Source organism: Roseovarius halophilus (ex Wu et al. 2025), assembly GCF_047086965.1.
In genome coordinates this window covers 1-487 of sequence record NZ_JBKOTX010000558.1, presented here as the reverse complement: position 1 = coordinate 487, position 487 = coordinate 1, and the positions used below count along the sequence as shown (strand labels likewise).

Here is a 487-nt window from a genome sequence, read left to right as displayed (position 1 = left end):
CCTTGCTGCGCCAGGGGCATGCGGAGGCGGCGCTCGCCCGCGCCGCGGCCCTGCTGGAGGGCGACCGGGCGCCCTGGGGCCACCATGACATCGCGCGGTTCTGCGAGACGGTCCTGCACCAGCAGGGCCGGCCCGAAGAGGCCTACCGGCGCTTCGGGCTGCCCTCGGCGTCGGGCAACACCTGGCTGGCCATGTGGCGCGACCTGGTGAAGCGCTACCCCGAGCGCGACCCACGTGAGGTCCTAGAGGACCTGATCGAGTGGCACGGCCGCAAGGGCAAATGGTTCGCCGCGGCCAAGAGCGCCGGATATCTCGACATCGCGCTGGACTGCGCCGCCGCCCCCGAGGCTGCGCCGGCCACCCTCATCCGGGCGTCGCGGGATTTCGCCGCCAGCGAGCCCGTCTTCGCCACCCGGGTGGCGCTGCACGCCGTCGCGCACCTGCTCGCCGGCCGCGGCTACGATGCAAGCCCGCGCGACATCGACGC

1 pseudogene is annotated in these 487 nt (G+C 74.1%); it reads left to right on the top strand.

The annotated features are described in order from the left end of the window. Positions 1–487: pseudogene (locus tag ACH107_RS33480) on the top strand (hypothetical protein); the annotation flags it as partial.